This is a genomic window from Methyloversatilis discipulorum (assembly GCF_018780585.1).
Taxonomy (GTDB): domain Bacteria; phylum Pseudomonadota; class Gammaproteobacteria; order Burkholderiales; family Rhodocyclaceae; genus Methyloversatilis; species Methyloversatilis discipulorum_B.
Window position 1 is genome coordinate 36,655 of sequence record NZ_JADMJL010000024.1, and the last position, 25,747, is coordinate 62,401.

General features: G+C 67.0%; 25 protein-coding genes. 19 read left to right on the forward strand and 6 right to left on the reverse strand.

What is annotated here, in order from left to right; genetic code table 11:
- Positions 1-7 precede the first annotated feature (7 nt).
- On the reverse strand, positions 8-1,465 hold the full coding sequence (locus tag IV112_RS12005; RefSeq protein ID WP_304003741.1) for a sensor histidine kinase: 1,458 nt from the start codon (positions 1,463-1,465) through the stop codon (positions 8-10).
- 122 nt (positions 1,466-1,587) lie between these two features.
- Between IV112_RS12005 and IV112_RS12010 the strand changes: the two genes are divergently transcribed.
- The 6 genes from IV112_RS12010 to IV112_RS12035 all read left to right on the forward strand — a co-directional run bounded on the left by IV112_RS12010 (position 1,588) and on the right by IV112_RS12035 (position 7,189).
- Positions 1,588-1,749 (forward strand): DUF1328 domain-containing protein, encoded by a 162-nt coding sequence (locus IV112_RS12010; RefSeq protein WP_024300587.1) that lies wholly within the window; start codon positions 1,588-1,590, stop codon positions 1,747-1,749.
- A 40-nt stretch (positions 1,750-1,789) separates the two neighbouring features.
- Entirely contained in the window at positions 1,790-2,428 is a 639-nt protein-coding gene (locus IV112_RS12015) for a response regulator (RefSeq protein WP_019919231.1), read from the forward strand.
- Entirely contained in the window at positions 2,425-2,940 is a 516-nt protein-coding gene (locus tag IV112_RS12020) for a response regulator (RefSeq protein WP_304003742.1), read from the forward strand. Before IV112_RS12015 ends, IV112_RS12020 begins: the two co-directional genes overlap by 4 nt.
- Before the next feature lie 314 nt (positions 2,941-3,254).
- Positions 3,255-3,959, forward strand: a complete 705-nt coding sequence (locus tag IV112_RS12025; protein ID WP_304003743.1) for a PEP-CTERM sorting domain-containing protein — start codon at positions 3,255-3,257, stop codon at positions 3,957-3,959.
- A gap of 81 nt (positions 3,960-4,040) precedes the next feature.
- On the forward strand, positions 4,041-6,344 hold the full coding sequence (locus IV112_RS12030) for a TonB-dependent receptor (RefSeq protein WP_304003744.1): 2,304 nt from the start codon (positions 4,041-4,043) through the stop codon (positions 6,342-6,344).
- Between the two features lie 110 nt (positions 6,345-6,454).
- Entirely contained in the window at positions 6,455-7,189 is a 735-nt protein-coding gene (locus tag IV112_RS12035; RefSeq protein WP_304003745.1) for an FxDxF family PEP-CTERM protein, read from the forward strand.
- 12 nt (positions 7,190-7,201) lie between these two features.
- Here IV112_RS12035 and IV112_RS12040 read toward each other — a convergent pair whose 3' ends face one another.
- Positions 7,202-7,690: a hypothetical protein gene (locus tag IV112_RS12040; protein ID WP_304003746.1), complete on the reverse strand. Its 489-nt coding sequence runs from the start codon at positions 7,688-7,690 to the stop codon at positions 7,202-7,204.
- Between the two features lie 124 nt (positions 7,691-7,814).
- Here IV112_RS12040 and IV112_RS12045 point away from each other — a divergent pair, with 124 nt between their 5' ends.
- Both IV112_RS12045 and IV112_RS12050 read left to right on the forward strand, forming a co-directional pair.
- Positions 7,815-9,113, forward strand: coding sequence for a sensor histidine kinase (locus tag IV112_RS12045; protein ID WP_304003747.1), 1,299 nt, complete (start codon positions 7,815-7,817; stop codon positions 9,111-9,113).
- Entirely contained in the window at positions 9,106-9,639 is a 534-nt protein-coding gene (locus IV112_RS12050; RefSeq protein ID WP_304003748.1) for a response regulator transcription factor, read from the forward strand. Before IV112_RS12045 ends, IV112_RS12050 begins: the two co-directional genes overlap by 8 nt.
- Before the next feature lie 36 nt (positions 9,640-9,675).
- Here the strand turns inward: IV112_RS12050 and IV112_RS12055 are convergent, their stop codons facing one another.
- From IV112_RS12055 to IV112_RS12065, 3 genes are all read right to left on the reverse strand, one after another.
- Positions 9,676-10,194 (reverse strand): YcnI family copper-binding membrane protein, encoded by a 519-nt coding sequence (locus IV112_RS12055; protein WP_304003749.1) that lies wholly within the window; start codon positions 10,192-10,194, stop codon positions 9,676-9,678.
- A 2-nt stretch (positions 10,195-10,196) separates the two neighbouring features.
- Positions 10,197-12,308 (reverse strand): TonB-dependent receptor family protein, encoded by a 2,112-nt coding sequence (locus IV112_RS12060; RefSeq protein ID WP_304003750.1) that lies wholly within the window; start codon positions 12,306-12,308, stop codon positions 10,197-10,199.
- Positions 12,309-12,412: 104 nt separating this feature from the next.
- Entirely contained in the window at positions 12,413-12,781 is a 369-nt protein-coding gene (locus tag IV112_RS12065) for a DUF2946 family protein (protein WP_304003751.1), read from the reverse strand.
- 130 nt (positions 12,782-12,911) lie between these two features.
- On the opposite strand from IV112_RS12065, the gene pcnB reads away from it, so the two are divergent.
- The 11 genes from pcnB to IV112_RS12120 all read left to right on the forward strand — a co-directional run bounded on the left by pcnB (position 12,912) and on the right by IV112_RS12120 (position 22,866).
- Positions 12,912-14,249 (forward strand): polynucleotide adenylyltransferase PcnB, encoded by a 1,338-nt coding sequence (gene pcnB, locus IV112_RS12070; RefSeq protein WP_304003752.1) that lies wholly within the window; start codon positions 12,912-12,914, stop codon positions 14,247-14,249.
- Entirely contained in the window at positions 14,249-14,599 is a 351-nt protein-coding gene (locus tag IV112_RS12075; protein ID WP_304003753.1) for a DMT family protein, read from the forward strand. Before pcnB ends, IV112_RS12075 begins: the two co-directional genes overlap by 1 nt.
- A 37-nt stretch (positions 14,600-14,636) precedes the next feature.
- Positions 14,637-15,275: a deoxynucleoside kinase gene (locus tag IV112_RS12080; RefSeq protein ID WP_019919244.1), complete on the forward strand. Its 639-nt coding sequence runs from the start codon at positions 14,637-14,639 to the stop codon at positions 15,273-15,275.
- Positions 15,272-16,108, forward strand: a complete 837-nt coding sequence (panB, locus tag IV112_RS12085) for a 3-methyl-2-oxobutanoate hydroxymethyltransferase (RefSeq protein WP_296809708.1) — start codon at positions 15,272-15,274, stop codon at positions 16,106-16,108. Before IV112_RS12080 ends, panB begins: the two co-directional genes overlap by 4 nt.
- Before the next feature lie 17 nt (positions 16,109-16,125).
- The gene (gene panC / locus IV112_RS12090; protein WP_304003754.1) at positions 16,126-16,965 is read left to right on the forward strand and encodes a pantoate--beta-alanine ligase; all 840 of its coding nucleotides are present in this window, start codon (positions 16,126-16,128) and stop codon (positions 16,963-16,965) included.
- A gap of 106 nt (positions 16,966-17,071) precedes the next feature.
- The gene (panD, locus tag IV112_RS12095) at positions 17,072-17,455 is read left to right on the forward strand and encodes an aspartate 1-decarboxylase (protein ID WP_019919247.1); all 384 of its coding nucleotides are present in this window, start codon (positions 17,072-17,074) and stop codon (positions 17,453-17,455) included.
- A 95-nt stretch (positions 17,456-17,550) separates the two neighbouring features.
- Positions 17,551-18,429 carry a LysR family transcriptional regulator gene (locus tag IV112_RS12100; RefSeq protein WP_019919248.1) on the forward strand — a complete coding sequence of 293 codons (879 nt, stop codon included), beginning with the start codon at positions 17,551-17,553 and terminating at the stop codon, positions 18,427-18,429.
- Between the two features lie 142 nt (positions 18,430-18,571).
- On the forward strand, positions 18,572-18,838 hold the full coding sequence (locus IV112_RS12105; RefSeq protein WP_043363778.1) for a hypothetical protein: 267 nt from the start codon (positions 18,572-18,574) through the stop codon (positions 18,836-18,838).
- A complete protein-coding gene (locus tag IV112_RS12110) occupies positions 18,838-19,098 on the forward strand; it encodes a hypothetical protein (RefSeq protein WP_304003755.1) in 261 nt (86 codons plus the stop codon). The genes IV112_RS12105 and IV112_RS12110 overlap by 1 nt, the downstream gene beginning before the upstream one ends.
- Positions 19,095-20,675: a PepSY-associated TM helix domain-containing protein gene (locus IV112_RS12115; RefSeq protein WP_304003756.1), complete on the forward strand. Its 1,581-nt coding sequence runs from the start codon at positions 19,095-19,097 to the stop codon at positions 20,673-20,675. The genes IV112_RS12110 and IV112_RS12115 overlap by 4 nt, the downstream gene beginning before the upstream one ends.
- Before the next feature lie 55 nt (positions 20,676-20,730).
- A complete protein-coding gene (locus IV112_RS12120; RefSeq protein ID WP_304003757.1) occupies positions 20,731-22,866 on the forward strand; it encodes a TonB-dependent siderophore receptor in 2,136 nt (711 codons plus the stop codon).
- A gap of 39 nt (positions 22,867-22,905) precedes the next feature.
- Here the strand turns inward: IV112_RS12120 and pepN are convergent, their stop codons facing one another.
- On the reverse strand, positions 22,906-25,554 hold the full coding sequence (gene pepN / locus IV112_RS12125; RefSeq protein ID WP_304003758.1) for an aminopeptidase N: 2,649 nt from the start codon (positions 25,552-25,554) through the stop codon (positions 22,906-22,908).
- Between the last annotated feature and the right edge of the window lie 193 nt (positions 25,555-25,747).

Sequence of the window (25,747 nt, forward strand, 5' to 3'; positions counted from 1 at the left end):
GTCAATTTCACGCCAACGGCAGCGCGAATTCCAGCAAGGTGCCACGCTCCGGTGCCGGACCGATGGCAAAGCGGCCGCCCAGCGCATCGGCGCGATATTTCATGCCGAGCAGGCCGTGCGAACCGGTCTTGCCGCGCGCCGTGGCGGCGATGCCGACACCGTTGTCGCGGATTTCGAGCCGGACGGTCGGCCCATCGACCGTCAACGCGATGCGCACTTCGGTCGCCTGCGCGTGCTTCCTGATGTTCGTCAGCGCTTCCTGCGCGACACGGTAGATCGCGATCGCCCTGTCCCGATCCAGCTCCAGCGCATCCGGCAGTTCCAGGTCGACCGTGAACGGCGCTGAAGCGCGCGTCTCTTCGGCCAGCGACTCGAGCGCAGGCAACAGGCCCAGATGGGTCAGCACGGTCGGCACCAGACCTTCGATCACGCGCCGCTTGATCTGCACGCCCTGCTCCAGGATGTCGCAGACGCGCGACAGCGACTCGACGTCCGGACTGTCCTGCTTGCGCGCCCGGCGCAGCAGCATCGACGCCTCCATCCGGCTGGCGGTCAGGATGGATCCCAGTTCGTCGTGCAGTTCGCGCGCCAGCGCGGACTTCTGCCGCTCGGCCTCGGTCTGCAGGTGGCTGGCCAGCTCCGACAGCTCTTCGGTGCGCACCCGCACCAGCGCGTCGAGCTCGTCGCGCGCCGCGCGCAGGCGGTCGGCGATCTGCGCTTCGGCCTGGCTGCGCATCGCATAGGCACGCAACAGCAGGATGAGCATCAGCACGCCAATGGCGATGACGACGATGGCCGCCGCACGCTGGCGTTCGATTTCCTCGCCCAGCAGCGTCATCTGCTCCTCCAGATAGGCGCGCTCGGTGCGCACCAGCGGTTCGAGTGCTTCGCGCAGTTCGTTCTGGTCGACCACCGGCGGCAGGAAGGCGTCCATCACCTCGACCGGGCTCGCATCCTGCGGCAGCGCCCGCAGCCGCTTCAGCTCCTCGGACTCCGCTGCGGTCAGGCGCTTGACGACGGCGACGCGCTCCTCGTCTATGCCCCGACGGGCTGCCCAGCCGAGCACATGGGTGCCCGCCTCGGCGAGACGCTGCACCGTAGCCAGATGCTGCGCCAGATGATCGGGCGACGGCTCCTCGGTGTAGCGTGCCTCGGTGGCCATCCCCTGCGCATTGTCGTAGACCAGATTGTTCAGCGCCGCCAGCGACAGGCGCGAAGCGTCGATTTCCTCGCGTTCGCGCTGCATGCCCTGGAAGGTGGTCTCGGACACCGCGGCGAAAGCCACGCCGATCAGCACCACCAGCAGCGCCCCCCAGCGGAAGCGCGCCAGCCGCATCAGCACGCTGTCGGTCAGGCGTTCCGCGCCGTCGGTCGCCGACCCGGCCTTGCGCGCCGCACGCGACAACCCTTCGACGATGGCGCGATGCCGCGCCGCCGCCTTCGCCGAGCGTTCCGCGTCAGACATGTCCGACGCCCCCGCCATGGCGCGGACGACAGCCCGTATCGGGCGTCCCGCCTAGGATTCGATCACGCACGCTGGCAACGCCGTCCGTGCCGGCCCTGTTCCTGTTCATCAAGGAGGCTGTCATGCTTCACTATGCCCTTATCTTCTTCATCGTTGCGCTGATCGCGGCATTGTTCGGCTTCGGCGGCCTCGCCGCAAGCGCGGCCGGCATCGCCAAGATCCTGTTCTTCGTATTCCTCGCGCTGACAATCGCCTCCTTCGTGGTGGGACTGTTCAAGCGCTGAGGCGGATAATCCGCTCAGCTTCCACGACGACCACGCCATCATGCAAAAGAAACGCGTACTGCTCGCTGACGACCACCAGATCGTGCGCAACGGCCTGCGCCAGCTGATCAATGCCGAAGCCGACCTCGAAGTCGGCGCTGAAGCGTCGACCAGTGCCGAAACGCTCACCCTGCTGCGCCAGCAGGACTTCGACGTGCTGCTGCTCGACATTTCGATGCCCGACCGCGACGGCATGGACACGCTGCGCCTGCTGCGCACGCACCGGGCCGATCTGCCGGTGCTCATCATCAGTGCCTACGCCGAGGAACAGTACGCGCTGAACATGCTGCGCGCCGGTGCCAACGGCTACATCCGCAAGGATGCCGACGTGGACGACATCCTGACCGCCATCCGCACCGTACTGCGCGGTCGCCGCTACGTGAGCGACACCGTTGCCGACCTGCTGACGCAGCGCCTGAGCGGCGACGCAGACGCCCCGGCGCACCAGCAGCTGTCGGAACGCGAGTTCCAGGTGCTGCACAAGCTGGCGACCGGCAAGTCGGTCACCGAAATTGCCGACGAACTGTTCATCAGCGTGAAGAGCGTCAGCACCTACCGCAGCCGTCTGCTCACCAAGCTGAACCTGAAGAGCAATGCGGAACTGACCTACTACGCGCTGAAGAATGGTTTGATCGAATGAGTACGTCTGTCGGCTCGCACCTACATCCGGCGCCGCAAGGTGGTGAGATACTTGGCGCGCAATCCAATCCCTATCGCCCCACCGACTACGAAGCGCACAGAGCCGTGCAACCGCATCCGTCGCCCGCCACTCCTCCGCTCGCCCGTTCGCGCCCGCTGCGCGTGTTGCTGGTCGAGGACTCGCTGCTGATCCGAAAGCATCTGGTGTCATTGCTCGAGGACAGCGAGGGCATCGTCGTGTGTGGCGAGGTCGATACCGAAGCCGACGCGCTGACTGCCTTGCGTGTCGGTCGCTTCGATGCGGTGGTGGTCGACCTGCAGCTGCGCGAGGGCAGCGGTTTCGGCGTCTTGCAGCACCTGAAGCTGAACCATCCGGATCTGCTCGCCATCGTGCTGACCAACAGCAATACCGCGGCCATGCGCGCGCGCAGTCTGGCGCTGGGCGCTCATCACTTCCTCGACAAGTCGAGCGAATTCGAACGCGTCGCCGAGCTGCTCGAAGGCCTGCGCTGAGCGCTCTTCGCGCCCCCACCCCAGAAGACTAACGACAGCCGCAGCTGCGAATTTCGTAAGCATTCCGCCGTACGTCTCCACGCGCGATCTCATGCAAAAGTCATCACCCTCCCGCTTCGACGAGCGCGCTGCGGCATAGTGTCGCACCCTGAAATTCCGCGGTTTCGATGCAGCACAATCCCGTCCCGGACGTTGCGTAGTTGAGGCGACGCGCGTGACCTCACGAGGTCCGCGTTGCGATGCCTGAGCGACCCTCGTCGCCTGAAATCCGCCTGCATTCGCCTCGACTGCAGGCATCTACGAGGACGAGATGCATGAACCGCTTTCTGAATTTCGGCGTCGCGCTCGCGCTGTCGGCCGGCATGACCGTCGCCCACGCCGCAAGCAGCTACGACGTAGTCACCACGTGGTACGAACCCGACACGCAGCCGAACAACACCATTTTCACCGGCAGCTTCGACTACGACGCCGCGACGCGCACGGTCACGAATCTGCACGGTCAGTTGAGCGAATCGATGACCGGCATGATGGGCGGCGGAATGACCTGGCTGTCGCTCGATCATCAGCTGGTGTCGTGGTACGACGCGGCGCTCGGCGGCACCTTCGCCGCCGCGTTCAGGAACGCCAACACCAACACCTTCTGGACCGGCGCCGGTGGCAACGGCTGGTCGCCTGCGTCGGGTATCGCGGCCGGCGGCGTCCACTACGGTTTTCCCGCCACCCGCACCAATCCGGGCAATGCCTACGCACTCATCTTCATTCCCGATGATCCGCTCGCTGCACTGACTCAGACGCAGATCAACAAGCTGGCCTACGCCGACTGCGCAGCCGGCGGCATGATGGGCGCCGTGTGCATGACCGGCACCAGCGTGGCTGGATACGGCGCCGAGGGCACGATGAGCGGATACCCGCTGTCGCAGACCATCACCGCGGCGGTGCCGGAGCCCGAAACCTGGGGCCTGATGCTGGCCGGCCTGACCCTGATCGGCGCCGTCGCGCGTCTTCGCCGGGCGATCTGACAAGGTCGTCGACCGACGCTCCGGCCACCCGGAAGGCGGCGAGGTCCCCACCTCGCCGCCCTTCTGCCATTTCTCCCGCACATGACTTCTTCCCGTCCGCGACCGCATTCGCGCCTCGCGATCCTGCTGTTGGGTTCCTGCCCGGCGCTGCTTCCGATCGGCGCCTTCGCTCAGTCCGAAGCCGTGTCGGCGCCGACCCCGCTTGCCCCCATCCGGGTCGAAGGCGCGCGCGACGAAAGTCCGATCGGCGTGACGACGCTGCCCTCCTCCACGCTCGATGCGCTGCGCGCGACCCGCAGCGACACGGCGCGGCTGCTGGAGGGCATTCCGGGCGTATCGACCTACGGCGCGGGAGGCATCTCCAGCCTGCCGTCGATCCGCGGGCTGGCCGACGAGCGCCTGAAGATCACCGTCGATGGCATGGACCTGATGTCCGCCTGCCCCAATCACATGAATCCGGCCCTGTCGCTGATCGACCCGAGCAAGGTCGAGACGGTGGCCGTCTACGCCGGCATCACGCCGGTCAGCGAAGGCGGCGACAGCATCGGCGGCGCGATACAGATCAGGTCCGCATGGCCGAAATTCGCCGCGTCCGACAACGAAGCGCTGACTGAGGCAAAGGTCGGCACCTTCTTCCGCAGCAACGGCAACGCTCGCGGCCACAGCGTGGACCTGTCGATCGCCAGCAGCCGCCTGAGCCTGCGCTACAGCGAATCCGCCAGCGAATCCGACAACTACCGGACGGCGGGAGATTTCAAGCGGGACGGCTTCTGGAAACAGCTCGGTCAGCGCCCGGTCGCGGAGCGCGAGGTCGCATCGAGCGGCTATGCCGGATCGAAGAACAGGGAGGTCGGCCTGGGCCTCGCGTGGTCGTCGACCAGCCTCCTTCACCTGACCTTCAGTGAACAGAAGCTCGACTACCAGGGCTTCCCGAACCAGCGCATGGACATGATCTTCAGCCGGCCGGATCCAGCCAATCCGGGCAACTACGTCATTGCGGAAAACACACCGTCGAACGTGAACCGGACCATCAACCTGCGCCACCTCGGACAGCACGCCTGGGGCGAACTCGAAGCGCGCCTGTTCCGGCAGACCGTGGCTCACCACATGGATCTGAACCAAGACCGCTTCTTCGGCATGTTCATGCCGATGAAGTCGGACGCAAGTACGCTGGGTGGCCTGCTGAAGGCCAGCATTCCGGTGAGCCAAGAACATCTGCTGCGCGTCGGTACCGACTTCCAGCAGTATCGACTTGACGACTGGTGGCCGCCCATCGGCACCGCACCGGGCGCGATGTGCTGCGACGATTTCCAGAACATCCGTAACGGCAAGCGCGACCGCATCGGTCTGTTCTCCGAACTGGAGACCAGCTGGAACGCGGCCTGGCTCAGCCTGCTGGGCATCCGCGGCGGTCTGGTGCATGCGGACGCCGACACCGTACAGGGCTACAGCAATTTCTACGCGGCCGACGCTGCCCGCTTCAACCGGCGCGACCGCAGCAGGAACGACACCCATCTCGACCTAACCGCGCTCGTACGTTACACGCCGGATGCGCGGCAGAACTACGAGGCCGGCATCGCGCGGAAGACGCGCTCGCCCAGCCTGTACGAGCGCTACCCGTGGTCGACCTTTCCGATGGCCGCCCTGATGAACAACTTCGTCGGCGACGGCAACGCCTACCTCGGCAACCCCGACCTGAAGCCCGAAGTGGCCTACACCGCAAGTGCGAGCGCGCACTGGCACGACGAGGGCAAGGAGCGCTGGGACTTCAAGCTTTCCGGCCACGCCACCTATGTCGACGACTACATCGACGCACGGCGCTGCCCGCGTGCGCTCAGCGCCCAGTGCAACACGCTGAACAGCAGCGCCGACGATCGCTACGTCATCCTGCAGTACGTGAATCAGCGGGCGACGCTGCAGGGCATCGACGTGTCCGGTTCGACACTGATCGCACAGCATGCGGACATCGGCAGGCTCTATCTGAACGGCATGGCGAGCTACGTAGACGGCCGCAACCTCAGCAGCGGCGACAAGCTCTATCACATCATGCCGCTGCACGCGAAGATCGCGCTGGAACATCGCTCGCAGCAGTGGACGAACACCCTCGAAGTGCATTCGGTTTCAGCCAAGGACGAGGTGTCGCGTGTCAGGAACGAGGTGCAGACCCCGGGCTATACGCTGCTCAACCTGCGCAGCAGCTTCGCGTGGAAGAACGGCCGCCTCGACCTCGCGCTGGAGAACGCGCTGAACAGGTTCTACCTGCTGCCGCTGGGCGGCGCCTATCTCGGCCAGGGCAATTCGATGACCACTTCTGGCATCCCTTGGGGCATGTCGGTTCCCGGCCGGGCGCGATCGCTGAATGTGGCGCTCAACCTGAACTTCTAGTCGCAGCGGACGCTGGCGCGACGATTTGCCGCATTCCGCCGGCGTGTCGGGTTCGCTCTAATGCGCGCCACCGAGTCGCATCCGCGCTCATTACAAAAAGGAGACATGACATGGTCCGCCCGCAATCCCTGACCCTCGCCCTCGCGCTCACCTTTGCATTGCCGCTCGCCGCCGAAGCGCATATCGGCTACGGAGGTCGTGATTTCGGCGGTTTCGATGCCGCCGGTGGCATTGTCACCATCGCCAATCAGACCGTGTCCGGCAATTACGGCTGGGCCGACGGCCTCGACGCCGACTTCGGCGACTCGCACCGGCTGCGCGCCTTCCGCTTCTCGCTGAGCACGACTACTACCGTCACCTTCAGCGTCGCCGCGAACGCGGGCGCGACCGCCACCTCGGTCGGCGGACTGCTGCCCGGCTTCTCGATCTACGAAGGCCTGGCTCACCTCGCACCGTTCGGAGCTGACCACGACGGCGCCGCAGCGTCCGAGGACTACCTCGCGTCGCTCGATGGCGCTCCGAAGGAAGGCGCATTCCGCGCATTGAACGACTGGAAGATCGGCAATGATGCCGGCGACCCGCTGTCGGTGTTCATCTTCCGCGGCTATGCCGCCGACAGCGATCTCGACGGCTTCGTGACCGGCAGCTTCGAACTGGGTGCCGGCGACTACAGCATCTTCGTCGGCGGCGTGAACTACGTTTCGCAACTGGACGCGACGCGTCCGACCTACGGCATGACGGCCACGCTGGCGGTCGCCGCCGTGCCCGAACCCGAAACCTATGCGCTGCTGCTGTCCGGTCTCGGGCTGCTCGGCCTTGCCGTCCGCCGTCGCAGCGGATGCTGAGCAGGCGCCCCGTCAACCACCGGCGCGCGACGGCTCGCCGGTGGTGAGGTCGAAGGGCGCGATCAGCGTCTCGCCAGCTGTACGCACCACCAGGCGGGTGCGCCAGCGCATCGCGCCGGTGGCGCAGATCGGCAGGGTGACGCTCGCCTCGAAGCCGCCGGTCGGCCGTGGCGCCAGCACCTGCCTGAACAGCCCCATATTCATGTCGGCGCCCTCGAACTCGAGCTCGACCTGGCGGACATCCACATCGCTCAGCGCCAGCGACGCGACGAAAGGCGTACCGGCCGGAACCGGGCGCGGCGTCACCGTCAGCTCCAGCCAGCCTCCTCGGTCGAGCGCCACGCGGCAGGGGCCGCTATCCAGCCGGCAGGGCGGCGACGCGAGCATGCGCGGCACGGCGTCCTCCGTGAGGTCGCGCCGGCTGCCGACGATCACGATGCCGATCAGCAGCGCCACGATCAGCACATGCGGCAACGACTGTCGAATCAGGGCGCGCTTCATGCTGTGTACGGTCCAGGAGCGTGGCGTGTCGAAAGCGGTGAGTGTGCACCAGGCGCCGTCAGCGCGGGCGGCACACGCACGCAGATCGATTGAAGCACCCGCAGCGAATCCATAGACTGAACGCATGCCCCCGCACAGCACTGCCTTGCCATCCGCACCGCTGCCCGCGCAAACGCCGGCGCGGCCGCACGACCGGCTGCTTCCGGGGTTGATCAGGGCGCGCTGGTGGGCGCTGGGCGCGCTGCTGTTGCTGCTGGCCATCGCCCCCGGACTGCTCGACCTGCCGCTGCCGCAACAGCCGATGCTGGCCATTCTCGCCGCGGTGGGCCTGTGGAACGGTCTCATGCACTGGCAGTTGCACCGCAGCGCCGGTGCACCGGACGCCACCGGCTGTCTGCTGCAGCTGTGCATCGACCTGCTCGCCTTCGCCGCGCTGCTCTATTTCAGCGGCGGTGCCACCAATCCGCTGGTGTTCATGCTGCTGCTTCCGGTGGTGCTGTCGGCATTGCTGCTGTCGCGCGGCGCGGTACTGGCGATCGCCGCACTGGCCATCCTGCTCTACTCGCTGCTGATGGTGCAGTTCATCCCGCTCGAGCTGGGCGATGCCCGGCGCGCGACGACGCTGCACCTGTCCGGCATGTGGCTCACCTTTGTCGTGTCGGCCGCCATGCTCGCCTGGTTCGTCATGCGCACGACCGATGCACTGCGTCGACGTGACGCGGAACTGGCGCGCGCACGCGAACAGACCTATCGCGACGAACGCGTGCTGGCACTTGGCGCGCTGGCGGCGGGGGCCGCACACGAACTCGGGTCACCGCTGGCCACGCTGGCCGTACTGGTCGGCGAGATGGAGCGCGACACGCCGGCGGACACGACCGCAGCGGCCGACCTGAGACTGATGCGCGAACAGATCGCCTACTGCAAGCGCATCATCACGCGCCTGACCGAGCAGGCCGGCGACCAGCGCAGCGAAGGCGCCGAGTCGATGCGGTGCGACGCTTGGCTGGAAGGCCTGCACGCCGCATGGCGCAGCCTGCGCGGTGAATGCGACACCACCTTCACGCTGCTCGGCAGCGGCGAGCCGCCGCTCATCGTGATCGAGCCCACGCTGGGCCAGGGTGTGGTCAGCGTACTCGACAACGCGCTGCGCGCCGGCGCGCCGGTTGACCTGGCACTCGACTGGAATGCCGAGGAAGTGCGCATCGAGGTGCGCGACAGCGGACCGGGCTTCTCCGACGACGTGATGCGCAAGGCCGGACGCCAGACCTTCGGCGACGCCGCCCAGGGCAGCGGCATCGGCCTGTTGCTGACCACCGCCAGCCTGGAGCGCATGGGCGGCACGCTCGAACTGGACAACCCCTGGACCGGTGGCGCGCGGGCGACGATCCGGCTGCCTCTCGCACGGATAGGCCTTCATGTCTGAATCGATACTGGTCATCGACGATGACGAAACCTTCAACGCAGTGCTGGTGAATGCACTGCGCCGGCGCGGGCTGGACGCCTACGGGAGTACCGACCCCGCCACTGCGCTTGCCGTGGCCGCGCGGCAGAAACCCGCCCGCGTCGTGCTCGACCTGAACCTGAATGGCACGTCCGGCCTGTCCCTGGTCAGGCCGCTGATCGACGCGCTCCCCGAACTGCGCATCGTCGTGCTCACCGGTTACGCGAGCATCGCCACCGCGGTCGATGCGATCAAGCTGGGCGCTTTCCAGTATCTGGCCAAGCCGGTCGAGGTCGATGCCATCCTGTCGGCTTTCGACTGCGTGATCAGCGCACCTGCCGATGACATGCTCGACGCCGAGCCGCTGTCTGTCGGACGCCTGGAGTGGGAGCACATTCAGCGCGTGCTGAAGGAACACGACGGCAACATTTCCGCCACCGCGCGCGCATTGAAAATGCATCGCCGGACGCTGCAGCGCAAGCTGCTGAAACGTCCGGTCAAGGCCTGACGCCAAGGGCCGTGCAACGGCCCCTCCGTCGCGACCTCAATGATGGGCGTGACCGGCGGCAGGCTGGATGTCGAGCACCGCGGCCGGCATCTTCAGATCGCGCGTGGTCTGCCCCTCGGCGGGAATCTGCGACCAGTCGTTCGCACCCTGTTCGCACACCTGCGTCACCTTGAACCAGCGGCGTCCCGCTGCGTCGGGTAGCTTCATCATCAGCGCGAACTCGTCATAGTGTGCGTCGGCCAGCGGGCCGCCGCGCCAGCTCACTTCGACCACGGCCTCGGTGACCGGCTTGCCGTGATTCATCAGCGGCTGCGCCAACTTCTCGCTGCGCGTGCTGACCGTCCAGCCCGGTTTCACCATCGGTTTCACGCTGGCCATCGGCTCGGGCAGCGTCACCGTCAGCGCGACGGTGGCCGAACCTTCGCAGCCGTGGCCGACGCGGAACACGCCCTTGTAGTAGCTACCGGCCGTTGCAACCTGCTGTTCGAGCACGACGTGCGCGCTGGCGACGATGGGTGCGGCCAGCAGCGCCAGTGCGCAGATCCTGATCTTCATCCTTACATCCTCCATTCGATGCCGGCATAGACGGCACGGCCGTCCCCCGGCAGGTAGACGTTGCGCGCGGCAGCGGCCAGCGCACTGAAATCTCGCACCACATTCGTGGTGGCGGCGTAGCGGCGGTCTCCGAGGTTGCGTCCCTCGATGAACCAGGACAGCTGGCGGCCGAGCTGCTGCTGCATGCGCAGGCCGAAGATGGCGTAGTCGTCGGCGAACTCGGTATTCGCCATATCGACCGCATAGCGCTGCGGCGACCATTCGGCGCTGGCGGCGATCTTCAGCGGGCCGCCCGGCGCACCGGCAAAGCGGTAGCCCAGCTCGCCGCGGAACAGCGTGCGCGGCACGCCAGGCAGGCGGTTGTCGCCGAACAGCGCATCGCCGTCGAAGCGGAAGTCGTTGTAGAGCAATGCCTGACGCCACTCGAAGCCGCCGCCGAACTGGCCGTGCGCCGCAAACTCGACACCGCGGTGCACAGTCTTCGGCACGTTAATCGTGGTTGTCTGACCGGTGATCGTATTCACGGCGACACCCAGCAGCTCGTCGGTCACCTTTGCGCGGTAGAGCGCCAGATCGACCGCGCCCCAGCCGAAGCTGCCGCGGCCGCCCACTTCCCACGTGGTCGCACGCTGCGCGCGCAAGGAATCGATCACCGCGGCGCCACCAGTCAGCTCGCCGAAGGACGGCGGCTCGAAACTGCGCGACACGTTGCCGAACAGCTGCACCGCCGGCGACAGATCGTGACGGATGCCGAACTTCGGACTCCAGCCTTCATAGGAACGGCTGAAGCTCTCGTCGGCACCGCCACAGACCAGCGGACCGCCGGTGAAGCACAGGTCGCGGCTGCGTCGACGCGCATTGGTGTACTGCGTACCGACCACCGCGGTCCAGCCTGGAACGAAGGTGAACTGATCCTCGACATAGGCTTCGACATTGCGTGCCGAGGTGTCGAACTTGTTGGCGCGGGCGCCGCGCGTGCCGCCGATGTTTGTCCAGCGGTCGTCGTCGGTGTCGCCACGCGAACTCGCCAGGCCGGCGACCAGGCGGTTCGGCCGGCCGGCCAGCGTGCCGTCGGACACCATGCGCAGTTCGGCACCGAAGTCCTTGCTGCGCTGGTCGAGTACCTGGAAGATCGGGTGGAACAGGTCCTTGTCGGCGTAATAGGCCGACAGCTCGAAACGCAGACCGTCGGCCGCCTGCCAGACGGTGCGATTGGACACGCGCCACAGATCGATGTCGCGCTTCTGGTTGCCGGTGACGTTGCCGGCGGCTGCCTGGCGCGGATTGTCACGCAGTTGCTGACGCGTCAGGTTGCCCGGCAGTTCGGAGTCGCTCTGCGCAGCCTGTACGAAGAAGCGCGTTTCCAGCGACGGCGCGAGCAGCACGCCGAGATTGCCGACCACGCGCTGCGTGTCCTGCCGCGCGTGATCGCGGAAGCCGTCCTGGGCGAAGCTGGTCGCGCTGAAGTAGCCGTCGACGCGCCCGGCCGCGAAACCGCCGGCCAGCTGGCTGCGCAGATAGCCGAAGGCGCCGGTCTCGGCGCGCACCGTCAGAGCCGGCGCATCGTGGCCGGTCGGCGACACGTAATTGATCGCCCCGCCGAGCGTGCTCGATCCGTACTGCAACGCATTGGCGCCGCGCCACACTTCGATGTAGCGCGTGGCCAGCGGCTCCAGAACCTGGAAATCGCCGCCACCGTCGGCCAGATTGATCGGCACGCCGTCCTGCATCAGCTTGATGCCGCGCAGGTGGAAGGTGCGCTGCAGTCCGGAACCGCGGATCGACAGCCGCGACTCCTCGGAGCCGAAGCGCGGCTGCACGAATACGCCGGCGCTGTAGCCCAGCGCGTCCTGCAACGTGGATACGCGGGCGTCGCGGAAGCTGGCGGAATCGATCACGGCAGCGCCACCCGGCGTCAGCGCGAGCGCGGCGCGCGCTTCGTCGATGCCAGGCAGCGTGGCGGCGTCGATGCGCCGTGCCTCGACGCGCACGGCGGGCAACTGCAGCGCGCTGTCGGCGAAAACAGCCGGTGCGGCCGCCAGCGCGGCAAGGGCGAGAGGAATGCGTTTGAGACGCGCGCGCGCAGGCGCGGTCGCGTGGGACGACGGGAACATGACGGCACTTTCGAATGGAGTGCGTCGCGCCGCGCGCAGGCGCAGGACGGCGACACGGAACGCGCGACGGCGGTCAGGCCGTCACGCGGACGAAGGCGATGGAATCAGGCGAGCGCTGGCGGCGCGCGTGGGGAAGGCGCCAGCAGCGTGGCGGCGGTGACGGCGGCAGAGAGCGCCGGCGGCGGCGCCTGCCGCTCGGCATGCAGCGCAAAGACGGCATGCGCCGGTTGCGTCGGCAGCACCGGCAAGGACTGCGCGACACACCAGGGGCAATGACCGGCGTTGCCGCCTTCGTCGTCACCCTGTTCCGCGGTCGATGCCGATCCGATACCGAAAGCGGTACAGATCTGCGCCATGCCGGTCGGATCGGCCGACTGCTGCCAGCGCATCAGCGTGGGCAGCAGCGCCTGCGCGCACACTGCGAACAGCGCGAGCATCAGGGCGAGGCGGAAACGGGGGCGGGCGGGCGACATGGGCGCGGATGGTAGCCCGCCAGCGGCCCGCCGTGCAACACAGGCGGCCGGCGCACGCTGCATGCGTTAACATGTCGCGTCCGGCGCTGCCGCGCCCTGGTCCGAGTCACGCCAGAAAGTCCCCTTACTGATGATCCGAAAGTTGCTGCGCCGGATATTCCGTCGCCCCGAAGACAACGCCCGTACGCAGGCCGCGAGCAGCGGCCCTGTCCATATTCCGCGCGCACAGCACGGCATCGCGCGCGAACAGCTGCTGCCGGCGGCGCGCAAGGTATGCGATGCGCTGCAGGCCGAGGGCTACCAGGCCTATGTGGTCGGCGGCGCGGTGCGCGACCTGATCGCCGGCATCGAACCGAAGGACTTCGACGTCGCCACCAGCGCCACGCCGGAACAGGTGACCGCGGTGTTCCGCCGCGCGCGCATGATCGGCCGCCGCTTCAAGATCGTGCACGTCATGTTCGGCCGCGACGTGATCGAGGTGACCACCTTCCGCGGCGACTCCGAGGCGGTGACCGACGAACATGGCCGCATCCTGCACGACAATGTGTTCGGCACGATGGAAGAGGACGCCGCGCGCCGCGACTTCACGGTCAATGCGCTGTACTACGACCCGGCGACCGAAACCGTCGTCGATTTCCATCACGGCGTGGCCGATCTGAAGCAGAAGACGCTGCGCATGATCGGTGATGCCCCGCGCCGCTACCGCGAAGACCCGGTGCGCATGCTGCGTGCGGTGCGCCTGGCGGCCAAGCTCGGTCTGGTGATCGACCCCGACGCGCGCGAGCCGATACGGTCGATGGCCAGCCTGCTGGAGAACGTGCCGCCGGCCCGCCTGTTCGACGAAATGCTGAAGCTGCTGACCAGCGGTCACGCCGTGCGCTGCGTGCGCCAGCTGCGCGAGGACGGCCTGCACCACGGCCTGTTGCCGCTGCTCGACGTCATTCTCGAACAGCCGATGGGCGAGCGCTTCGTCATGCTGTCGCTGGAGCGCACCGACGAGCGCGTGCGCGAGGGCAAATCGATCTCGCCCGGCTTCCTGTTCGCCACACTGCTGTGGCACGAGGTGCTGGCCGACTGGGAGAAGCGCAAGCAGGCGGGCGAACCGTCGATCCCGGCGATGTTCGAGGCGATGAGCGCAGTGCTCGACCAGCAGGCGGAGAAGCTCGCCATCACGCGGCGCATCGCCACCGACATCAAGGACATCTGGCTGCTGCAGCCGCGCTTCGAACAACGCGCCGGCAAGCGCCCCTACCGCCTGCTCGAACTGCCTCGCTTCCGCGCCGCCTACGACTTCCTGCTGCTGCGGGCGGGAAGCGGTGAGGTCGAACAGGAACTGGCCGACTGGTGGACCGACTTCGCCGCCGCCGACGGCCCGACGCGCGAATCGATGCTGCGTCCTGAAGAAGCGCCGAAGAAGCGCCGCCGCCCGCGGCGCAAACCGATGGCCGGCGCGGCCGCGGCCGAGTGATGCTGCCGCAGCTGCCTGCATGGACACAGGCCGCGGGTCTGTTGATCGCGTCGAACGTGTTCATGACTTTCGCCTGGTACGCCCACCTGCGCGACCTGAACCACCGCCCGTGGTGGTACGCCGCGCTGTTTTCCTGGGGCATCGCGCTGTTCGAGTACCTGCTGCAGGTGCCGGCGAACCGCATCGGCCACACGCAACTGTCACTCGGCCAGCTCAAGATCATGCAGGAGGTGATCACGCTGAGCGTATTCGTGCCCTTCGCCGTGTTCTACATGAACGAACCGCTCAAGCTTGACTATCTGTGGGCCGCGCTGTGTATGCTGGGCGCGGTGTATTTCATCTTCCGCTGATCTCCCGATCCGCTTCCCCGACCGGAATTCCCCATCGATGCTGGACAAGGCACGCTACATCGTCGTCGAAGGGCCCATAGGTGTGGGCAAGACCTCGCTGGCCCGGCGGCTGGCGGACCACCTGCAGGCGCCGACGCTGTTCGAGAAGCCGGAAGAGAATCCCTTCCTCGGCCGCTTCTACCAGAACATGGAGCGCTACGCGCTGCAGACCCAGCTGTTCTTCCTGTTCCAGCGCATGGAACAGCTGCGCGAGGTGATGCAGGACGACCTGTTCTCCGGCCGACTGGTGGCCGACTTCCTGATCGACAAGGACCCGCTGTTCGCGTCGATGAACCTGACCGACGACGAATACGCGCTGTACCGCCAGATCTACGCCTCGCTGAAGCTGCAGGCGCCGGCGCCGGACCTGGTGATCTACCTGCAGGCCGACGCCGATACGCTGGCCGAGCGCGTGCGCAGGCGTGGCCTCGACGCCGAACGGCGCATCAGCGAGAGCTATCTGGCCCGCGTGGTCGAGCGCTATGCGCGCTTCTTCTACCAGTACGACGCCAGCCCGCTGTTCATCGTCAATGCCGAGGAACTGAACCCGGTCGACAGCGACGACGACTTCGCGCTGCTGGTCGAGCGGCTCGGCCAGATGCGCTCCTTCCGCGAATTTTTCGGATACGCCTCATGACCTATATGCGCGACACCGACCCGGCGCGCCGCCCGGTCACGCTGAACACCCTGCTGCGCATGCGTGCGAACGCCGAGCCGATCGCCATGCTCACCTGTTACGACTCGACCTTCGCCGCCGTGTGCGATGCCGCCGGCGCCGAAGTGCTGCTGGTCGGCGACTCGCTCGGCAACGTGCTGCAGGGCCACGACACGACGCTGCCGGTCACGCTGAACGACATGGCCTATCACACCGGCTGCGTCGCCCGCGGTCTGGCCAACGTCGGTGGCCGTGCCTTCCTGATCACCGACCTGCCCTTCGGCAGCTATCAGGAGACGCGCGAACAGGCGATGCGCTCGTCGGTGCAGCTGATGACCGCCGGCGCACAGATGGTGAAGCTCGAAGGCGGCGCCCACATGGCCGACACCGTGCGCTTCCTGGTCGAGCGCGGCGTGCCGGTGTGCGCCCATCTCGGTCTGACGCCGCAATCGGTGCATCAGCTCGGCGGCTACCGCGCCCAGGGCGTGACCGACGCCGCCGCCGCCCGGCTGCTGCAGGACGCCAAGGAACTGGAACAGGCGGGGGCGACGATGATGGTGCTCGAAATGGTGCCGGCCCGCCTTGCCGCCGAGGTGACCACGAGCACGCAGCTGATCACGATAGGGATCGGTGCCGGCGTCGACTGCAGCGGTCAGGTCCTGGTGCTGCACGATGTGCTCGGCCTGTTCCCGGGCCGCCGCCCGCGCTTCGTGCGCAACTTCATGCCGGGCGCCGACGACGTGCATGACGCGTTGAGCCGTTACGTCGCCGCGGTCAAGGACCGCAGCTTCCCCGGCCCCGAACACTGCTACTGATCCAGCGAGTCTCCCCGATGCAGATCCACCCAACCATCGCCGGCCTGCGCGCCGCGCTCGATGCCGAACGCGCACGCGGCGCGCGCATCGCCTTCGTGCCCACCATGGGCAATCTGCACGAGGGCCACGCCTCGCTGATGCGCCAGGGGCGCGACCACGCCGACGTGGTGGTGGCCAGCGTGTTCGTAAACCGGCTTCAGTTCGGACCGAACGAGGACTTCGACCGCTACCCGCGCACGATGGACGCCGACTGCGCGCGCATGCAGGCGGCGGGGGTGGCGCACGTGTTCGCACCGTCGGAAAGCGAGTTGTATCCGCTGCCGCAGACGCTGCGCGTGGTACCGGACCCGGTGCTGGCCGACATCCTCGAAGGCGCCTTCCGGCCCGGTTTCTTCACCGGCGTGGCGACCGTGGTGGCCAAGCTGTTCAACGTCGTGCAGCCGCAGGTGGCCCTGTTCGGCAAGAAGGACTACCAGCAACTGATGGTGATCCGCCAGCTGGTGCAGCAGATGGCGCTGCCGATCGCCATCGTCGGTGGTGAAACACTGCGTGCCGACGACGGTCTGGCGCTGTCTTCGCGCAACGGCTACCTGTCGGCGGACGAAAGGGCGCAGGCGGTGCAGCTGTATCAGGCCCTGGTGGCGGCGCGCGAAGCATTGCGCGCCGGAAACCGTGACTACGCGCGGATCGAGACCGACGCCATGGCGTTTCTCCAGGCCCGTGGCTGGTCTCCACAATATATTGCGGTGCGACGACAAGCCGACTTACAATCGCCGGCCGCTCACGAATCCAGTCTGGTGATCGTGGCCGCCGCCCTGCTCGGGTCGACGCGCCTGATCGACAATCTGGAAGTGTAGGTCGCCACGATGCGCTCAAGGCCGGTGGCGTTCCAGTAGCGCACTGTCGCGCACGCCCTTGCGTGCGCGTGTTGTCTGAACAGCGCGATATCGAAGGAGCGCCCATATGCAACGCACCATGCTTCAGTCCAAGCTTCACCGGGTCACGACGACGCATTCCGAGCTGCACTACGAGGGCTCCTGTGCGATCGACCAGAATCTGCTCGACGCCGCGGACATCCGCGAGTATCAGGCGATCGACATCTACAACGTGACCAACGGCGAGCGTTTCTCGACCTACGCGATCAGCGCCGAGCGCGGATCCGGCATCATTTCGGTCAATGGCGCGGCAGCGCGCAAGGCCGCCGCCGGCGACCTGCTCATCATCGCCTGCTACGCCCAGTACACCGAGCTGGAACTGGCCCGCTACGAGCCCAAGCTCGTATACGTCGATGGCAAGAACAACATCGTGAACCAGCGTGGTCACATTCCGGTGCAGATGGCCGGCTGATCCCCGCCCTGCACGTTGTCAAGGCCCGCCCCGTGCGGGCCTTTTCATTTGGCCCGATGTGAAACAATGCGGCCTCCCCGCACCCGAACACCGCGATGAACCTGCACCTGCTCCGCATCTTCCACACCGTCGGCGAACACGCGAGCTTCTCGCGCGCCGCCGAGCATCTCGGCATCAGTCAGCCCGCCGTATCGAAGGCGCTGCGCGAACTGGAAGACCAGCTCGACGTGGTGCTGATCGAGCGCGGCGCGCGCATCGTGTCGCTGACCGAAGCCGGTCAGGTGCTGTTCGAGTACGCGGGCGGCATCTTCGCGATGGAACGCGCCGCGCTCGAAGCGCTGCAGGCCTATTCCAACCTCGAACGCGGCCGCCTGCGCATCGGTGCCAGCATGACGGTGGCCGGTTACTGGCTGCCGGGCTACGTCGCCGATTTCGCCCAGGCGCATCCGGGCATCACGCTGAGCCTGACCAGCGCCAACACGCAGACGGTGGCTGACCGGCTGCTCGCCTGCGAAGTCGACATCGCACTGGTCGAAGGCCCGGTCGAAGACGAGCGGATCGAATCCCGCCCCTGGCGCGACGAAACCCTGCTCATCGTCGCCCCGCCCGACAGCGCGCTGGCGAAGGCCGGCACGGTCAGCGCCGCCGACCTGAGCGCCGTCACCTGGGTAGTGCGCGAGCACGGCTCCGGCACCCGCGAAGTGATGAACCGCTGGCTGGACAAGCTGGGCATCGTGCCGGCTCGCACGATAGAAGCCGGCAGTACCGAGGCGGTCATCCAGACCGTTGCTGCCGGCGGCGGCGTGTCGATGGTGCCGCGCGTCAGCTCGGCCGACCAGATCGCGCTCGGCAAGGTCGCCACGCTGACGCTGCCCGGCGTGCAACTGACGCGCCAGCTCTACCGCCTGCGCCTGCCGCGCCGCCCGCTCAGCCCGGCCGCGCTGGCGTTCGAGGCGATGATCGCGACCGACTGAACGAGGAAGCGCGCGCGGAGAATGCCTCCGCGCCGAACACCCTTCTTCAGCCCGGGTTATTAATACGAATCATTCCTGTTCACATACGCAGTTACATGGCGTCTAATTCCGGGCCAAGCAATCGAGTGGCTGGTCCGCAATCATGATTATTCTCGCCATGTTGACGTGCGCGCTGTGTGCCGTCGCCTGTTACATCTGCAGCCCGCGGCAGGTGCTGCTGCACCGCCGCCCTCCTCTGTCCTGGCGACTTGCCGCCTGCATCGTGCCCGGTGCACTGTCGCTGTGGGCATGGGCCGAGGCGCTCGGCCCGGTCGCCGGCCCCTGTGCCGGACTGGTCGCCTGGATGCTGATGCTCGCCACCCTGCCCTGGGCGCTGCTGCCCGGACAGTCCGCACGGGAGCCATCGTGATGTGGGGGCGTTTTGCAGCCGGCGCGCTGCTCGGCATTCCGCTCGCCGCCGCACTGACCGGGCTGATCGCCTGGGGTTGGCCCGGGCGTTGGCAGGATGTGCTGGTGCCGTCCCTGCAACTTTTCTTCCCGCTGTGGACCGCCATCGCCTGCGCCGCCGTGCTGTTCGCCGACACCCGCAGCGCCTGGCTGCGCATGCTGTCGCTGAACATCGCGGCCGCAGGTCTGCTGACCCTCGTACGACTCGGAGGCGCGCTGTGAAGTCATCCACCCTTCGACATTTCTCGACCCTGCACACGTGGACCGGCCTGATCGCTGGCTTCGCGCTGTTCGTCGCCTTCTACTGCGGCGCCATCACGGTGTTCCACGAGGACCTGCACCACTGGCAGAGCCCCGAGCACCGCCACACCGCACAGGCGGTCACGACGGATGAACTGCCCGCCCTGATCGACGGCATGGTGCGCAAGCATCCGCAGGCGGCCGCCGACTTCTTCGTGCAACTGCCCTCCGCGAGCGCGCCATCGCCGGTCGCCTACTGGAAGAAGGAGGACGGCGAATGGACGCATGCACCGCTGCGCGTCGCCGCCGGACTGGACGACGAAGCGCCGCATTCCGGTCTGGCCGACCTGATCAACAGCCTGCACTTCTCGCTCGGGCTGCCGGTCGCCGGCATCTATGTGATGGGCATCGTGTCGATGATGTACGGCGTAGCGCTGGTGTCAGGCGTGCTCATCCACCTGCCGCTGCTGCTGCGCGACCTGTTCGCGCTGCGTCCGGGGCGCAACCTGAAGCGCTTCTGGCAGGACGCGCACAACGCGATCGGCGTCTGCAGCCTGCCTTTCCATATCGTGTTCGCGATCAGCGGTGCGCTGCTGTGCCTGTCCGCGGTGCTGATCGCGCTGATGAACGTGCCGGTGTTCGGCGGCGAACTGCCGCTCGAGATCCGGCGTGCAACGCGGGTGTCGACCGGTGCCGATGCGGCCGGCGAAGCGTCGCCGATGCAGTCGCCTGCAGCGCTGGTCACGGCCGCGCGCGCAGCCGCCCCGGAATTCGAGCCGAAGTGGCTGCGCTACTACCAGTACGGCGACCGCGCCGCTCAGGTCGAGGTGCGTGGCACCAGCCCGCGCGCGCTCGCGGTATCCGGCGGCGTGGCGCTCGAAGCAGCCACCGGGCGTGTACTGAACGTGCAGACCGGAGGCCGCAATGACGCCAATCATGCCGCCTACGCCGGCCTCTACGCGCTGCACTTCGGGAGCTATGGCGGTGCCATCGTGCAAGGTCTGTATGGCCTGCTCGGTCTGGCCGGCGCCTTCCTGTTCTTCAGCGGCAATCTGCTGTGGATAGAGGCACGGCGCAAGCGCCAGCAGGTGGCGCAACCGACGCATCTGGTCCGCATGGCGCAGGCGACGATCGGCGTCTGCGTCGGCTGCTGCGCCGCGGTGTCCGCCGCCTTCGTCGCCACCCAGATCGCCGCCGCGATGCCGGGCGCCGACCGCGAACTGATCGAGAAGAGTGCCTGCTTCGGCGTGTTCTTCGCCGCGCTGGCGTGGTCCTTCGTGCGCCCGCCTTCGCGCGCAGCGGTCGAACTGCTGCTGCTGACCGCGGCATTTACGGCCGCGATTCCGCTCAGTCACGGCGCGCTGACCGGTGACCATCTGCTGCACAGCGCCCTGCTCGGCGACTGGGTCCTGCTCGGCATCGACCTGTGCGCGCTGCTGATGGCGGCCGGCTATGTCTGGCTCGCCGCGCTGACGAGAAAACGTGCCCTGGACGGTGATCCGAACAGCGTCTGGGCCGCCCCCACCGATGGAACCCAGCCGATGCGCCAGGCCATTTGAAAACCACGCCGGCGCGCTTGTCGCCGGCCATTCGATTCAAGATTCCGGAGAAGCCATGAAACGAGTTCCCCGCGCAGCGATGCGCCTGGGGCCGGTCAGTCTCGCGCTGCTGGCCTGGACGCACGGCGCCCACGCCGCCGACGTACCCACCCTGCCGGCCGTCAAGGTCGAGGACGAGCGCGCCACCGAAAAGGCCGACGGCCCGGTCCGCGGCTACGTTGCCCGGCGCAGCGCCTCAGCCACCAAGACCGACACGCCGCTGGTCGAAACCGCGCAGTCGATCTCGGTCATCACGCGCGACCGATTGGAAGCGCAGTCGGTGGTATCGGTGCAGGACGCGCTGCGCTACACCGCCGGCGCCCGCGCCGAGCCCTACGGACTGGACAATCGCGGTGACTGGGCGCAACTGCGCGGCGCCAGCTTCACCCAGTACCAGGACGGACTGCGCATGCTGTTCGGCAGCTACAACAACATCCGGCCGGACGTCTACACGCTGGAGCGGGTCGAGGTGCTGCGCGGCCCCTCCTCGATCATGTACGGTCAGGGCAGTTTCGGCGGCACCGTGAACCTGGTGTCGAAGCGCCCGTTGGCGGAAGCCCAGCACGAGGTGCAGGCAGTGGTCGGCAACAACGGCCTGAAGCGTCTGGCCGTCGATTCGACCGGCCCGCTGGACAGCGAAGGCAAGTGGCTTTACCGGCTGGTGGCGGTCGGCCAGGACGCGGAAACCCAGGTCGACCACACGCAGGACGACCGCATGGTGTTCATGCCCTCGCTGACCTGGCGCCCGAGCACCGATACCGAACTGACGGTGTGGGCCAACATCCAGCGCGATCACACGAACACGACGCAGTTCTTCTTCCCGCACCAGGGCACCGTGCTGCCGGCGCCGAACGGCCGCATTCCGTTCCGCACCAATATCAGCGAACCGGGCTTCGACCGCTACATCGGCGAGCAGCAGGCCTTCGGCTACCGCTTCGAGCACCGCTTCAACGAGGCGCTGACGCTACGTCAGAACGTGCGCCATTCCGACAGCCAGGTCACCTACCAGTCGGTCTACACGAGATTTCCGTCCGGCGGCGTTCCGTCGCTGAACCCGGATAGCCGTACACTGAACCGCACGATCTACGTGTCCAAGCCCGAGGTCGAGGCGCTCACCGCCGACACGCAATTGCAGGCGAACTTCACGCACGGACCGTTCGAGCATACGGTGCTGTTCGGCTTCGACTTCCAGCGCGTACTCACCAGTTCGCTGCTGGGAAGCGCCAACGTACCGGCGATCGACGTCTACGCGCCGGTCTACGGCAACTACACAGTGCCCGCGCTGGCACGGCAGCCCGACACCCAGCTTTATCAGAGCGGCTTCTACCTGCAGGAGCAGCTGAAGATAGACCGCCGCTGGATCGCCACCATCGGCGCGCGCCGCGACTGGGCGCGTCAGAACAACGATCGCGATGCGGCGTCGGCCCGCATCGACACGCACGCGACCACCTGGCGCGCCGGCCTGCTGCACCTGTTCGACAATGGCTGGGCGCCTTATGTGAGCTATTCGGAGTCGTTCAACCCAAGCGCCGGCTTCAACTTCTACAACGAGGCCTACAAGCCGCTCGAAGGCGAGCAGTGGGAAGTCGGCGTAAAGTACCAGCCGCCGGGGAGCCGCCTGTTCCTGACGCTGGCCGCCTACGAGCTGAAGGAGAAGAACCGCCTGACGACTGACCCGAGCAACACGCAGAACAGCATCCAGGTCGGCGAGGCGACGATACGCGGCGTCGAGGTGGAAGCGCAGGCCAGCCTGGCGGGCGGCGTTGACCTTATCGCCACCTATAGCTATACGGACACGGAGGTCACCAAGAGCACCCGGGGCGACTTGGGCAAGCGTCTTGCCAGCATTCCGGAACACATGGCCAGCGCCTGGGCGGTGAAGCGCTTCACCGCCTTCGACCTGCCGGGTCAGTTCGAGGTGGGCGGCGGCGTGCGCTACATCGGCGCCAGCTGGGACGGCACTGACAGCCTGCGTACGCCCTCGATCACGCTGATGGACGCGCTGCGCGCCTACCGGACCGGCCAGTGGCGCTATGCGCTCAATGTCGACAACATCGCCGACCGCGAGTACTACACCACCTGCCTGTCACGTGGCGACTGCTTCCTCGGCACGCTGCGCACGGTGCGCGCCTCGGCCACCTATCGCTTCTGAGGCATCGCGGCAACGGCCCATGCGGGCCGCTGCGCGGCGTCAGGCCAGCGCCCGTCCCACCACTTCGGCCACGTCGGCCGACAGTCCCGGCAGGTCGCGGATGCTCTCCAGCGCCTTGCGGGCGTGGGCCTGACGGCCGTCGTCGAAGCGGCGCCAGCGGTCGAAGGCACGTGCCACGCGCGACGCGACCTGCGGATTCACCGGGTCCAGTTCGCGGATGACGCCGGCGGCGTAGGCGTAACCGGAACCGTCGGCGGCGTGGAAGTGCAGCGGATTGGCGGCGCAGAAAGTGCGCACCAGCGCATACACCTTGTTCGGGTTCTTCAGGTCGAAGGCCTCGTGCGCCATCAGCTCGCGCACGCGGGCGCGGGCGTCCGGCAGCGGCGAGGTCGCCTGCACCGCCAGCCACTTGTCCACCACCAGCGCCTCGTCCTTCCAGCGTGCATAGAACTCGTTCAGCGCCACCTCGCGCAGCGGCGTGTCGCTGTGCGCCAGCAGCGCGAACGCGGCGAACTGGTCGGTCATGTTGTCGGCGTCGCGGAACTGCGCCAGCGCCCGCAGCTGCAGCGCACTGTCGTCCAGCGTCATCAGATAGCCGAGCGCGAGGTTGCGCAGTGCGCGCCGACCCATCGCCGCCGGTTCCGGTGCGTACGCGCCCGCCACGACGTGGCGCGCCAGCAACGCCTCGAACTGCGGCCGCAGCCGCTCAGCCAGGGTGCGCCTGAACAGCGTACGCACCTGATGGATGGCATCCGGGTCGATCACCGCCATCTGGTCGCCCAGCCAGGCCTCGGAGGGGAGCGTGAGCGCCTCGGCAGCAAAGGCCGGATCGGCGTCCGCCTGTGCCAGCACCGCGGCGAAGGCATCGATGAACAGATCGGGCACCGCGGGCTCATTGCCTGCCTGCACCTGCGCCACACCCGCCAGCATCAACCGGGTCGCGAGCCGCTGGCCGGCCTCCCAGCGGTTGAAGTCGTCGCGGTCGTGCGCCATCAGCGTTGCCAGCCCGGCATCTCCATAATCGAAATCGAGCGCCACCGGTGCCGAGAAATTGCGTAGCAGCGACGGCAGCGGTGCCGACGCGAGCGCGTGCGACGACAGATCGAACTCGAAGGTCTGCGTCGCCTCGGTCAGCGACAGCACCGTGGTCGGCAGGATTTCGCGGCCATCCGCGCTCAGCAGGCCCAGCGCCACCGGAATGTGCAGCGGACCGCGCGGGAACTGCAGTCCTTCCTCAGCCAGACGCTTCTCGTAGGCGGTTTCCGGGTTGGACTGGGTCAGCGTCAGCGTCCATCGTCCGCTGGGGGCATCGAAAGCGGCCTCGGCCTTCAACCGGGGCGTACCCGCCTGTTCGTACCAGCGGCGGAACTGGGTCAGATCGATGCCGGATGCGTCCTGCATCGCCGACACGAAGTCGTCGCAGGTCACCGCCTGTCCGTCGTGCCGCTCGAAATACAGATCCATGCCGCGGCGGAAACCGTCCTCGCCGAGCAGCGTGTGGATCATCCGCACCACCTCGGCGCCCTTTTCATAGACAGTGGCGGTGTAGAAGTTGTTGATTTCCTCGTAGCTGGCCGGCCGTATCGGGTGCGCCATCGGCCCGGCGTCCTCCGGGAACTGCGCCGCGCGCAGCCCGCGTACTTCCTGAATGCGCTGCACCGGGCGCGAATATTCGTCCGACCCGTATTCCTGGTCGCGGAAAACGGTCAGGCCTTCCTTCAATGACAGCTGGAACCAGTCGCGGCAGGTGACACGGTTGCCGGTCCAGTTGTGGAAATACTCGTGCGCGACCACGCGGTCGATGTTCATGTAATCAACGTCGGTGGCGATGTCCGGACGCGCCAGCACGTACTTGGTATTGAAGATGTTGAGGCCCTTGTTCTCCATCGCCCCCATGTTGAAGTCGCCGACGGCGACGATCATGTAGCGGTCGAGGTCGAGCTCCAGGCCGAAACGATGCTCGTCCCAGCGCATCGACTTCTTCAGCGCATGCATCGCGAAATCGCACTGGTCCAGCTTGCCCGGCTCGACATAGATCGCGAGATCGACCTTGCGGCCGGATGCCGTCGTATAGCTGTCGTCGAGGCGGTCGAGCTTCGCCGCGACCATGGCGAACAGATAGCAGGGCTTGGGAAAGGGATCGACCCAGCGCGCCCAGTGGCGCCCGCCCTCTTCGTCACCGCTCGCGACGAGGTTGCCGTTGGCCAGCAGGTCCGGGAAGCGCGCCCTGTCGGCGTGCAGCGTCACCGTGTAGCGTGACATCACGTCCGGACGATCCGGGAACCAGGTGATGCGACGGAAGCCTTCCGCCTCGCACTGCGTGAAGTAGCCGTCCTTCGAGCGGTAGAAGCCGGACAGCGTGGTGTTCTCGTCCGGTTTGATGCGTACCTGCGTGGCGACACGGCAACGGTCGGGCAGATCGGCCAGTTCGAGTCTGCCGTCGCGGACGAATGAGGCCGGCGCGGGCAGCGCGCGCCCATCGACGCTGAGTTGCAGCAGCTCGAGGGCTTCCCCGTCGAGCCGCAGCGGTGCGCGTGGCACCGATTCGTTGCGGCGCAACATCATGACAGCAGCAACCAGGGCCGTACCGTCGTCGACCAGGGTCACGTCGAGTTCCACCTCGTCCACCCACCAGGCGGGGGCGACGTAATCACGAAGGTGGATGGCGCGCGAAAAAGAGTTCTTCATTTGTTAACTTCCGTGTCGATAACACCAGAGGTGCAGGTTCGGACAAGTTCCGGGATGCGGGATTCCCTCGGTCTGCATCAAGCCACACGGCCGTTTCCGGCGCATCGTGCCGCGCGCGGGTGGTGTGACAGAGGTCAAGGAAGCCGTGATTGGAGGAAAAGCAGTATCCGGGTAAACCCTTAGTCCGGGTGAC

Coding starts and splice junctions, on each gene's coding strand:
- IV112_RS12005 (WP_304003741.1), bottom strand. CDS start 1,465: ATGTCTGACGCGGAACGCTCGGCGAAGGCGGCGGCGCGGCATCGCGCC.
- IV112_RS12010 (WP_024300587.1), top strand. CDS start 1,588: ATGCTTCACTATGCCCTTATCTTCTTCATCGTTGCGCTGATCGCGGCA.
- IV112_RS12015 (WP_019919231.1), top strand. CDS start 1,790: ATGCAAAAGAAACGCGTACTGCTCGCTGACGACCACCAGATCGTGCGC.
- IV112_RS12020 (WP_304003742.1), top strand. CDS start 2,425: ATGAGTACGTCTGTCGGCTCGCACCTACATCCGGCGCCGCAAGGTGGT.
- IV112_RS12025 (WP_304003743.1), top strand. CDS start 3,255: ATGAACCGCTTTCTGAATTTCGGCGTCGCGCTCGCGCTGTCGGCCGGC.
- IV112_RS12030 (WP_304003744.1), top strand. CDS start 4,041: ATGACTTCTTCCCGTCCGCGACCGCATTCGCGCCTCGCGATCCTGCTG.
- IV112_RS12035 (WP_304003745.1), top strand. CDS start 6,455: ATGGTCCGCCCGCAATCCCTGACCCTCGCCCTCGCGCTCACCTTTGCA.
- IV112_RS12040 (WP_304003746.1), bottom strand. CDS start 7,690: ATGAAGCGCGCCCTGATTCGACAGTCGTTGCCGCATGTGCTGATCGTG.
- IV112_RS12045 (WP_304003747.1), top strand. CDS start 7,815: ATGCCCCCGCACAGCACTGCCTTGCCATCCGCACCGCTGCCCGCGCAA.
- IV112_RS12050 (WP_304003748.1), top strand. CDS start 9,106: ATGTCTGAATCGATACTGGTCATCGACGATGACGAAACCTTCAACGCA.
- IV112_RS12055 (WP_304003749.1), bottom strand. CDS start 10,194: ATGAAGATCAGGATCTGCGCACTGGCGCTGCTGGCCGCACCCATCGTC.
- IV112_RS12060 (WP_304003750.1), bottom strand. CDS start 12,308: ATGTTCCCGTCGTCCCACGCGACCGCGCCTGCGCGCGCGCGTCTCAAA.
- IV112_RS12065 (WP_304003751.1), bottom strand. CDS start 12,781: ATGTCGCCCGCCCGCCCCCGTTTCCGCCTCGCCCTGATGCTCGCGCTG.
- pcnB (WP_304003752.1), top strand. CDS start 12,912: ATGATCCGAAAGTTGCTGCGCCGGATATTCCGTCGCCCCGAAGACAAC.
- IV112_RS12075 (WP_304003753.1), top strand. CDS start 14,249: ATGCTGCCGCAGCTGCCTGCATGGACACAGGCCGCGGGTCTGTTGATC.
- IV112_RS12080 (WP_019919244.1), top strand. CDS start 14,637: ATGCTGGACAAGGCACGCTACATCGTCGTCGAAGGGCCCATAGGTGTG.
- panB (WP_296809708.1), top strand. CDS start 15,272: ATGACCTATATGCGCGACACCGACCCGGCGCGCCGCCCGGTCACGCTG.
- panC (WP_304003754.1), top strand. CDS start 16,126: ATGCAGATCCACCCAACCATCGCCGGCCTGCGCGCCGCGCTCGATGCC.
- panD (WP_019919247.1), top strand. CDS start 17,072: ATGCAACGCACCATGCTTCAGTCCAAGCTTCACCGGGTCACGACGACG.
- IV112_RS12100 (WP_019919248.1), top strand. CDS start 17,551: ATGAACCTGCACCTGCTCCGCATCTTCCACACCGTCGGCGAACACGCG.
- IV112_RS12105 (WP_043363778.1), top strand. CDS start 18,572: ATGATTATTCTCGCCATGTTGACGTGCGCGCTGTGTGCCGTCGCCTGT.
- IV112_RS12110 (WP_304003755.1), top strand. CDS start 18,838: ATGTGGGGGCGTTTTGCAGCCGGCGCGCTGCTCGGCATTCCGCTCGCC.
- IV112_RS12120 (WP_304003757.1), top strand. CDS start 20,731: ATGAAACGAGTTCCCCGCGCAGCGATGCGCCTGGGGCCGGTCAGTCTC.
- pepN (WP_304003758.1), bottom strand. CDS start 25,554: ATGAAGAACTCTTTTTCGCGCGCCATCCACCTTCGTGATTACGTCGCC.